At 61.1% G+C, this 647-nt stretch carries 1 protein-coding gene; it reads right to left on the bottom strand.

Annotation, left to right across the window (positions count from 1 at the left end; genetic code table 11):
* Window positions 1-23 precede the first annotated feature (23 nt).
* Window positions 24-491, bottom strand: a complete 468-nt coding sequence (locus E4F61_RS14050; RefSeq protein ID WP_133480231.1) for a hypothetical protein — start codon at window positions 489-491, stop codon at window positions 24-26.
* Window positions 492-647: the final 156 nt, after the last annotated feature.

Raw genomic sequence — 647 nt, 5'->3', positions numbered from 1 at the left:
GCGGCGTCGGCTTGGACGAATTGTTAGCAGCCAGCCAGTGCTTTTGCCGCATGGGTGAGACCATACAGCTCCTCCGGGTGATAGCAGAACACAGCCGCCCCAAGCGGAGAGCCCTGGGCCGCCCAAGTGGGACCAAGTGCGGCGTACTGCTGCTCGGACAGCCCCTTGTATCGCTCCCATGGATAGCGGAGGGCGACAAAGTTCTCGCCTAGTTCTTTGAGCACAACGATTGGGTTATCTGCGAGTGCCGAGGGGCCGATGCGCTCCCCGACCAGCTCTAGCAGACGTTCGCGAACCGGCTCCGGCAAAAGCTCGAAAAGGACCTCATAGCGGTGGTGCTTGGGTGCAAACACCCCGGCGTGCTCTTCAACGAGCACCTTCAGCAGAAGCTCAAACGACAACAGCCGCAAAATGTAAGCGGCATCTGACAGTCCTTCTGTCCCGGAAAGCGCTGACGCGGCCTCGGCCCACCGTTCGCTCTCACGAAGCATGAGCCGACGCCGTAATGCATCCATGGCTGCTAACACCTGAGTTAAGCCGCGCCGCGAAGCGGCGTCGGCTTGGACGAATTGTTAGGCCGCGTTGCGCAGCACTTCACTTGCGCTCCAAGGGCCAGAAGTAGCCGACTGACGCGGCGAGTGCACCAA

Origin of the sequence: Cognatilysobacter segetis (assembly GCF_004359965.1) — a bacterium.
Lineage (GTDB): Bacteria > Pseudomonadota > Gammaproteobacteria > Xanthomonadales > Xanthomonadaceae > Cognatilysobacter > Cognatilysobacter segetis.
Note: the sequence above shows the minus strand (reverse complement) of the source record. Positions and strands in the feature narration are given on the sequence as shown.

Excerpts from the sequence above, each read along its gene's own strand:
- E4F61_RS14050 (WP_133480231.1), bottom strand. The coding sequence starts at position 491 with ATGCTTCGTGAGAGCGAACGGTGGGCCGAGGCCGCGTCAGCGCTTTCC.